Raw genomic sequence first — 7,915 nt, 5'->3', positions numbered from 1 at the left:
TTTGCTTTTTTTCACCACTTTTTCCCGCAAAGAATAATTTTCCAGAAAAAAACCCACCGCCAGTCCCATAACTGTAGGCTCAATATTTTCAGCAAATACGTTATTAGTACCCCCAAAAAGAGAGAAAAGGGGAGTGAGGGCGCTCTTTTTGGCTACTATACGGTTAGTTCCATCTCGTCCTACTACCACTAAAGCATCTACTTTTTCCTCGTTTACTGCCCAGTCGGTGAAATTTAAAGTATCCACCTCATCACCAAAAACTGGAATAGAAGCACGGTGGAAGGTAATTTTCCCGGAAGGAAAATCATCTTCCACCGATCCTACCAAATCGTAAGGATCAGGCATATACATTACCTCAACCGGCTCACTCACTACACTCTCTATGCCCCGAAGCAAGCGAAGAGTATAATTAACCTTTTCCTGGTTGCCAAAAACCGAACCATAGGCTATCAATCGCCGGATATCTTTTCCTGCTGCAGGGTTAACCACCAATCCAATTTTGTTCAGCTCAGTGAACCTCCTGTCCACCGGTAACGTTAATAGCCTGACCGGTCATATAATCAGAATAAGAAGAGGCTAAAAATACTGCCACATTAGCTACATCTTCTACCGTGCATTCTCTACCCAGAGGAACTTTTTCCACATATATTTTCCTCACCTCCTGAGGAGGAACTCCTAATTTTTTGGAGTATTCTTTATCCAGAAGGTCCCACATAGGAGTGGAGAAAACATTACCCGGGCAAATGGCATTAACATTAATTTTATAAGGTGCTAAATCCATGGCCACACTTTGAGTTAAGCCAATTATACCAAATTTAGAAGCCGAATAAGCACCTAACCAGAGCCCTCCTTTTTTCCCCGATTTAGAGCTGATGCTGATTATTTTCCCACTATTCTGAGGAATCATATATTTGGCTATCTCTCTTATACAGAGAAAAGTTCCTTTTAAGTTTATCGTAATTATACTATCCCAGATTTCTTCCGGGACTTCGGTTATAAAATGAGCCCGAATAATTCCTGCTGAGTTTACCAGAATATCAATCTTACCAAACTGGTCAAATACTGCTTTTGCGGCATCTTCTACTTCTCCACTTTTAGTAACATCCACCTGGAGAGCCAGAGATTTCCTCCCCGCTTTTTCCACTTCCCGGGCAGTTTCTTTTGCTCCTTCTAAGTTTAAATCCCAGCAAGATACATCTGCCCCTTCTTCGGCAAAACGAAGGGCAATGCCTTTTCCAATACCTGAAGCTGAACCAGTCACTATGGCTACTTTACGAGCCAGAGGCTGGGGATCCATTTTCTTCACCTCTTTTTAATTGTTTTCCATAGATACTACCGCCTTAAGAGCGATACCTTGGCGCACTAAATCAATTCCTTTGACCACTTCTTCTAAGCTTAAAACATGAGTGATGAGACGTTTAGCTCTCACTCGCCCGCTATAAATCAGTTTAGCTGCCTCTTCGTATTGAGAAGCATGAGAAGCAAAAACTCCAAAAACTCCCACTTCTTTGTAGTGAACGACATTACTATCAAATTTAATGGTGGGATTTTCTCGAGGTAATCCTCCAAAGAAGCTGATTCTTCCCTGAGGGGCTACCATCTCCAGGGCCTCCTCTTGAGCACTCCCAGATGAGGCTGCTACTATTATCACATCTGCTCCTAAGTTATCGGTAAGTTCAAGTATTCTCTGGGTGAGATTTTCCTCCTGAGAGTTAATGTACTCATCGGCTTCTACTACTTGAGCCAACTTTAACCGTTCCTGGGAAATATCAGCTAAAAATATCTTCCCTGCTCCTCGGTTTCGAGCCAGCTCCACATGCATGCAGCCAATGGGTCCTGCTCCAATGACTAAAACATTTTCTCCGAAACCGATATTCAAGTAGGATTGACCATTGACCACGCAAGACAAAGGCTCCACTAAACTGGCTTCCAAAAGATCGGCATCGGGGGGAAGAACTAAGAGATTTCCTCTCTCTACCCCTTCCCGGGGAATTTTCAGAAATTCGGCAAAGCCACCCGGGTAATCGTAACCAATATACTTTTGCTCCGGACATAAGTTCTGTAAACCCCGCCGGCAATAACGGCAGCGGCCACAGGAAATAACGGTAATCACCACTACTTTATCTCCCACCTTATATCCTTCTACTCCCTTTCCCACCTCCACAATCTCCCCAGCTATTTCATGACCGGTGGTCTGAGGGGGCTGAACGTGGGAATGACCGTGATGGAAAATTCGCACATCAGTTCCGCAGATGGCACAGGCCGCCACCCGAAGGAGTACTTCTCCCTCTTCCACCTGGGGGACTTCCACTTCCCTAATTTCCATTTTTTCCGGACCCAGAAAAAAAGCAGCTTTCAAAGTCATTTCTCTCCTTTCCAGATATGGTTTTTTAAAGCCGGATAAATTCTCTTATACACTTCAAACCTCTCTTCATATAGTGCATTTCTTTCTTCATCTGGTTCATAAACTTCTCTAACCTTCACCAATTTATTAATCAAACCGGCAAAATCTTCTATTCCCTCTTTTGCTCTCCTCCCTAAAAGGGCCGCTCCTAGAGAAGCGGCTTCCGTAACAGACAGAGCTTCTACCGGTAACCCATAAACATCAGCTTTTATCTGTAACCAGGCAGGGCTTTTGGCTCCTCCTCCCACCGCTCTTAACCTCTCTACCTTCACTCCCGCCTGAGAGAGAAGTTCTAAGTTAAATTTCATCTCATAACTCACCCCTTCAAGAAGCGCCTTTATGAATTCTTCTCGAGAGGTTTCTAACTTGAGTCCCACAATTACCCCAGCAGATTGAGTATCAAAGTAGGGAGTGCCAGTAGTGGTGAAATGAGGTAAAACCCAGATATTGGTGGGCTGAGATGGAATACGAGCGAGAATGAGGTCGTATACATCACAATTTTCTCTCTCTGCTATTTCCTTTTCTTTTTGAGCAAAATTATCCCGGAACCAGCGCAAGAGTGCTCCTCCGGTAAAATTATAAACCATGGTAAGATAAAGAGAAGGAAAAGCGTGGTGATAACAACACAGGTTGTTTTCCTCCATAACCGGGCTGAGAACTAGTTCCCCCAACGCAGGAGCTATGCATTCCACAGTTCCTGTCGCATCCATAGCCAGAGCCGGTTTAATCACCCCTGAACCCAAAGCTCCACAAGGCTGGTCATGACCTCCGGTGGCTACTATCACTTTTTCCTTCCATCCCATTTTTTGAGCAAAAGAAGAAGCTACCTCTCCCACCACCTCCCCAGAAGGAAGAGGACGAGCCAGGCGCGCCGGGTCAATTCCCGCCAAAGAAAGAATTTCTTCTGACCACTTTTCTTTTTTAACCTCAAACATCATAGTTCTCCCCGCCAAGGAAAAACTAATAGCCGGTTCCACTCCTAAGCGATGCACTATGAAATCTTCAAAGCATAAAAAATAGCGAGCTTTTTCAAATACTTCCTGTTTATACTTTTTCCACCATAGTATTTTATTCACCGTTCCAATCCCGGAAAGAGAAGTCCCGGTGAGCTCAAAAAAGCGCTTTCTGCCAATTTTCTCCTCCCAGAAGGGAACAAATTCATCCCCTCGCTGGTCAAAAGTGACAATGCTGCGCGCCAAACACTCCCCCTTCTCTCCTACTGGAACCACCGCTTCTCCCTGAGAGGAAATGGCCAGACTGCAAGGAGGGTCATGACGCAGCTTTTGTGATATCTCCAGCAAGCTATCCTCTACCGCCTGGTAAACCTCCTCAGCATCTAACTCTATCCAGCCCGTCTGCGGGTAATAAAGAGGATACTCTCGATAGGAGAGGGCCACGATCTTTCCTTCTTCGTCAAAGGCCACCACTTTACAGCCCGTGGTTCCCACATCTATCCCCAGATAGCTCAACTTCTCTCCTCCTCTCTAAAACAAACTCTTTATATACCGAAGAGCTGATAGAGCATCGGCTTCTTTTTGAATCTCCTCCAGTTTCTGCTTATCTATTTTCTGGACTATTTCTAAAAAGTAATTAATCATCTCTATGCTGAATTGGCAGGCTGCAGCAGGATCTTCTCGATAGGGGAAAATATCCAATCCCAGCCACCCCTCATAACTGGAAAAATAGAGGTAATAAATGAACTCTAAAGTTTCCCAGAAATGAACACTCCCCACTGCCATATCGTCATCCCAATCCCGGAAATTATCATTGAGATGCAGAGCAAAAAGCTTACCATACTTATCTAAAAGAGCCACCACATTAGCTGGAGACTCTTTAACGTTGAAGGAATGTCCGAGATCAATGGTCACTCCCACGTTGGGGGCAATCTCCTGAGCTAAGAAGAGAGCAATTCCGGCATTAGCTATGGTAGAGTGAGTGCGAGGCTCTCGCAGTTTGTATTCTAAACTCAACTTCACTCGAGGGTTGTGGCTGGCTATCTCAGAAAGCGCATCTACGAGAAGGTCCCACTGGGCCTGGTAATTAATCTGAAAAGGGTAGTCAAAGCCATCCTGCCCGGGCCAGAGGTTCATCACATCTGCTCCTAAATGTTCTGCTACGTCCATGGCTTTTTTGCTCATCTCTATAGCTTTTTTCCTTACCTCTTTTTCACACATCAAGGCCCCCCAGGAAAACTCCGGACTGCTGAAGAGATCTACATCACAGGAAGCTAATTTTAAGTCCCTCTTTTCCAGCTCCTTCTTTACATAGGAAGCATTATTTTCATTGAGAGGCGCAGGATAGTGCATCATTAACCCCTGTAAACCCTCTACTGAGGCAATCTTATCCAGAGACTCCTCTAAGGAAACCTCCTTTTTATAACCTTTGGTGCAAAAACGGTCTGGACAACTACCAAATACCCACACTCCAGTGGCAAAACCCTTACTTTTCATTAGATAAACCTCCTTTTTATTTAAGTTAAATTTTGGGAAATCCCTAAAAATACCCGGTAGCTCCGAATTACACAATTATTACTTTATCATTCATCCCACCCCTCTTCTCCTGCTGAGGGACACTCTTCCCCTCGGTAAGCTTTTCTCCTTTTGTCTTTTATTTTTAGTTTACGTCGTAGACTGTCTGTTTTCTGTCTTTGGGGGGTGAAGCGCCCCTATAGTCTCTCATTCACTTTTCAAGGTGCGTTCGTCTCTTTTCCAATCTCCCAGTACACCTATATTGTACCCCTTGTTTTTTTGTAAAAAGGGGCTTGGAGAGTTTGTCTACTTTATAACAGTTTACTGATTTCTTCGTGTATTTCTCTCACCGCTCCATAAATCTTCCGATAAATTTGATATCTGATCTGATAAGCCTCTTTTTTATCCGGAGAGGGAGAAGTCTCTTTCCCAAATTTTACCATGGCCGCCACAGCCTCATCCAGGTTAGAAAATATACCCCGGGCTTTTCCTCCTAACATAGCGCTTCCCAGAGCTACTGCTTCTTCAGTAAAAAGGGGAAGGAGAGGTTTCTGCAAAATATCAGCTCGAATCTGAAGCCAGCAGGTAGAGCGAGCTCCTCCTCCCACTGCTCGTAAATCATATAGAGGAATGCCAAATTCCTCCCATAAGTCCAGATTAATTTTCATCTCATAGGTAATACTTTCTAAAATAGCCCTGACTACCTCACCCTTGCTTGCTCCCAGAGTCAAGCCTAAAAGCGCCCCTCGAGAGTAACCATCAAGATAGGGAGTACCGGAGCCAGCCAAATGGGGTAGAAGAAAAAGGGAGGCAGGATGAGAAGGAATGGTATCAATCAAAACCTGATAGGGATCTTTTCCTTCTCTTTTTGCTATCTCTTTTTCCTCACCACCAAAGGTATCTCGAAACCAGCGCAAAACCGAACCACCTGAGGCAATGTAAGAAAGAGTAAGGTAGGAATTTTCTACCACATGGGGATAGCAACAAAAACCATTTTTCATCATCTCTTGCGTAAGAAGAGGCTTTCTCCCCAGGTTTAAAGCCACACAATCTGAAGTCCCCATCCCGTACATCGCTTCTCCTTCTTTTCTCACTCCACAACCCAGAACCCCGCAAGGCTGGTCATGACCTCCCGTTGCTACCACAACCGAAGATGATAAACCCAAATCTTGAGCTAAAGAAGAACGCAGATGACCCACCTCTTCTCCGGAGGGTAAAAGACGAGGGAGTCTGTCTTTGTCTAAAGAGGCAAGACGTAAAATATCGTCTGACCACTCTTTTTGCACCACATCCAGCATCATGGTACGGGCAGCTAAAGAATAATCGATAACCGGTTCTTCACCGGTGAGGCGATGGAGAACAAAATCTTCCACACAGCAAAATTTATCCACTTTCTCAAAAATATCCGGTCTCTGGTCTTTGAGCCAGAGAATTTTATTCACGGTATACATCCCGTGAAGGGGCATACCGGTAATTTGAAAAATCTGGAAAGGGTTCAGGTGCTCCCTCCAGAAATCTACGTATCCCTCCGCCCGGGTGTCAAAGTTGGCTATCGCTCCATAAAGAACCTGACCATCTTTCCCCAAGGGGATGAGAGTTTCACCGTGAGAGCTTACCGCTATTGCATCTATCGCATCTTCAGTCTGCTCTACTACTTTCGCTAAAGAGTTTATCACTGCCTCCCAGATTTTTTCCGGGTCTAATTCTAACCATCCCGGTCGAGGAGTTAAAAAGGGATACTCTTCGTAACCAGAAGCGAGAATTTCTCCCCCTTCCGTAAAAGCTACTACTTTACACCCACTCGTTCCCACATCTATCCCTACCAGCGCCAACTTCCTTCCCTCCTTCCCTGAAATAAGAAGAATGAAAAACCAGCCACAAAAAGAGAACTAAAACCCAAACTACCCAGAAAATATAGGAAAGCCCCCATCTCTCTCCTATAACTCCTCCTAACCAGGGAAAAAATATTGCTCCCAGGCCTCCAAAAGCTACCACAAAACCGATAGCTTTTTCCTGTTCTTCCCCCATTTTTTGCGCTACCCAGGCCACTATCAAAGGCCAGACAGCAGAATAGCCAAACCCTACTCCTCCCAGAGCTAAAATAGCCCAGTGTACCTCGTGAGTGAAGTTTAGAAAAAAGAGAAAAATTAAGCTCAAAAAGGAAGAAAAACGCAAAATAACGGGATAGGAGAGAGAGCGGGAGAGAAAAGCAAAAACAAATCTTCCTATGGTTAAGGCACCCCAGAAAACTGCCAGAGCCAACCCTCCCCAGGATAAGCTGCCTCCCAGGCCTTTAACCAAATAGGTAGTTATCCAGGAGGAAGAACCAATTTCTGCTCCCACATAAAGAAACATCGCTAAAAAGCTCACTATTATAAAGCCATTACCTTCTCTCCTCCTGAGTGGAGACTTTCCTCCCCCTTCCATTCCCTTTTCCTCCAGAAGTTTTTCCCTGCTCAGAAGGGCAAAAATCACGAGAGAAACCATTCCCGGAAAAAGATAAAATAATCTCCAGGAAAAGCCCCTTTCTAGTAAAAACCCAGCCAGAAATGGAGCAGTGGCTGCCCCCAGACCAAAAGAAATCTGGGATAAATTAAGAGCATAACCTTCTTCTCCCGGGAATATTTGAGAAAGAAGAGAAGTAAAAGGAGCTTCAGAAAATCCCCCTCCCACTCCCATAAGAAACAGTCCCCATTCTATCAAGGAGAAGGAAGGAGAGGTGCTGACGGAGAAAAATCCCCCGGCCAAGAAAGCCTGCCCTAAAAGCAAAACCACTTTTTTGCCCCACCGTTGAGAAAGCAAGCCACTACAAAAAGTAACTATAGTGTAGGGAAGATAATAAAAGGCAAAGAGCCGGCCGGCCCGGCCGGCCGATACCGAAAACTCGTCCATCCACTGAGGAATCACTGCTCCAGTTATGATCATAGAAACAGCCAGAAAGTAAAAGGCTAAGAAAATGATTAAATATAACCGAGTTTTACTTTCCATAGAAACGAACCAGGGCTTCTCTCCAGTAATCCCCGCTCTTTTTCATATCATCTAA

At 44.7% G+C, this 7,915-nt stretch carries 6 protein-coding genes and 1 pseudogene; all 7 read right to left on the bottom strand.

The features are described from left to right. Window positions 1-489: pseudogene (locus GXZ17_RS09690) on the bottom strand (hypothetical protein); the annotation flags it as partial. 19 nt (window positions 490-508) lie between these two features. After that, the gene (locus GXZ17_RS09685; protein ID WP_409377083.1) at window positions 509-1,297 is read right to left on the bottom strand and encodes an SDR family NAD(P)-dependent oxidoreductase; all 789 of its coding nucleotides are present in this window, start codon (window positions 1,295-1,297) and stop codon (window positions 509-511) included. A 15-nt stretch (window positions 1,298-1,312) separates the two neighbouring features. Next, window positions 1,313-2,365, bottom strand: a complete 1,053-nt coding sequence (locus tag GXZ17_RS09680) for a zinc-dependent dehydrogenase (protein WP_409377082.1) — start codon at window positions 2,363-2,365, stop codon at window positions 1,313-1,315. After that, window positions 2,362-3,873, bottom strand: coding sequence for an FGGY-family carbohydrate kinase (locus GXZ17_RS09675; protein WP_409377081.1), 1,512 nt, complete (start codon window positions 3,871-3,873; stop codon window positions 2,362-2,364). The genes GXZ17_RS09680 and GXZ17_RS09675 overlap by 4 nt, the downstream gene beginning before the upstream one ends. A 15-nt stretch (window positions 3,874-3,888) precedes the next feature. Next, the gene (locus tag GXZ17_RS09670; RefSeq protein WP_409377080.1) at window positions 3,889-4,854 is read right to left on the bottom strand and encodes a sugar phosphate isomerase/epimerase family protein; all 966 of its coding nucleotides are present in this window, start codon (window positions 4,852-4,854) and stop codon (window positions 3,889-3,891) included. 329 nt (window positions 4,855-5,183) lie between these two features. Continuing rightward, window positions 5,184-6,704, bottom strand: a complete 1,521-nt coding sequence (locus GXZ17_RS09665) for an FGGY-family carbohydrate kinase (RefSeq protein ID WP_409377079.1) — start codon at window positions 6,702-6,704, stop codon at window positions 5,184-5,186. Then, complete coding sequence (locus tag GXZ17_RS09660; RefSeq protein WP_409377078.1) at window positions 6,664-7,860, bottom strand: MFS transporter; 1,197 nt, start codon at window positions 7,858-7,860, stop codon at window positions 6,664-6,666. Before GXZ17_RS09660 ends, GXZ17_RS09665 begins: the two co-directional genes overlap by 41 nt. Window positions 7,861-7,915: the final 55 nt, after the last annotated feature.

It is taken from the genome of Candidatus Sordicultor fermentans, from assembly GCF_012728195.1.
Classification (GTDB): Bacteria; Atribacterota; Atribacteria; order Atribacterales; family Caldatribacteriaceae; genus Sordicultor; species Sordicultor fermentans.
Note: the sequence above shows the minus strand (reverse complement) of the source record. Positions and strands in the feature narration are given on the sequence as shown.

What these genes read in the sequence shown, in the direction of transcription:
- GXZ17_RS09670 (WP_409377080.1), bottom strand. Translation starts at nt 4,854, where the DNA reads ATGAAAAGTAAGGGTTTTGCCACTGGAGTGTGGGTATTTGGTAGTTGT.
- GXZ17_RS09680 (WP_409377082.1), bottom strand. Translation starts at nt 2,365, where the DNA reads ATGACTTTGAAAGCTGCTTTTTTTCTGGGTCCGGAAAAAATGGAAATT.
- GXZ17_RS09685 (WP_409377083.1), bottom strand. Translation starts at nt 1,297, where the DNA reads ATGGATCCCCAGCCTCTGGCTCGTAAAGTAGCCATAGTGACTGGTTCA.
- GXZ17_RS09660 (WP_409377078.1), bottom strand. Translation starts at nt 7,860, where the DNA reads ATGGAAAGTAAAACTCGGTTATATTTAATCATTTTCTTAGCCTTTTAC.